Here is a 1,060-nt window from a genome sequence, read left to right on the forward strand (position 1 = left end):
TTAGTTCGGCCCGCAAGATGCCTGAATCCCCGCTAAAAAGATCTATGCCATTCTCAATGCAGGTGCTGGTGACGGCTTGTTTTTGTAGTTGTGTTTGAATGTCACGACTAACTGCGATCACTGCATCAACGTGTTTCACTGAAGGATAGTTTTCTTTGAAACCGTGGATAGTGACAAGTTTTTTGATGCTTCTAGAGAGCCTTAAGGCATTGATCAGTTCGACAGACTTTAATCCATGACAGTGAATGATATCGGGTTTGAAAGCGTCAATGGCTTCTTGTACGGATTGAGAAAGTTGGGGGTTTTTGCGTGAAAGCGTGCTGTCAACAGAGAAGGTTTGTTGGGGCACTTGTTCACACAATGCTTGGTGCGCAACAAGACTGAGGATCGAATCATTATGCGAATTGAAGTATGCGATCAACTTGAGTATTTGCTGCTCCATGCCACCTTGTAACAAACCGTTTTGATTAGGCTTTGATAGGCAGAGTAAGAGAATGCGTGTTTGACTCATAAAGAAATTCGAATTATCACGGTTGCGTTGACTATAGGCTGTAATTCAATGGTATATGCTCTAAACTGCACAGCCAATTTCTTGTTTCTATCTGTCTGTTTCTCAATTATATGAAAGATAAACTCATCGCTTGGTTAGTGACGCGCATTTTGAAGTTGCTGTCGTTACTGTCTTACTCATCAACGCAAAAGCTTGGGCGTGTCATTGGACGAGCGTTGTGGCTCGGTGACTCTAGTCTTACGCGGGTGACTAAAGTCAATGTAGAGCTTGCATTCCCAGACTTAGAACAAGAACAGCAACAAGCACTCATCAAAGCTAGCTTAACAGAAACCGCAAAGCTTTTTGCTGAGTTTGGCGCAATGTGGGAATGGCCTACAGAGAAAGCGCTAGGTTTAGTTAAGTCTGTTCGGGGCAAAGAGTTATTCGATATGGCGTCAGAGCAAAACAAAGGGTTGATCGTTCTTGCGCCGCACCATGGCAATTGGGAATTGGTTGGTTTGTATTTATCTACATTACGCCCCATGGCTGCCTTATATCGCCCCCCTAAAA

2 protein-coding genes are annotated in these 1,060 nt (G+C 43.8%); one reads left to right on the top strand and one right to left on the bottom strand.

The window, feature by feature from the left end:
• Positions 1-511 (bottom strand): glycosyltransferase family 4 protein (locus A3738_RS14680; protein WP_156504268.1); only part of this gene is annotated, 511 nt, incomplete at its 3' end.
• Between the two features lie 110 nt (positions 512-621).
• Here A3738_RS14680 and A3738_RS14685 point away from each other — a divergent pair.
• On the top strand, positions 622-1,060 hold a 439-nt coding region (locus A3738_RS14685; RefSeq protein ID WP_369819805.1), incomplete at its 3' end, for a lysophospholipid acyltransferase family protein.

Source organism: Oleiphilus sp. HI0066 (assembly GCF_001635725.1).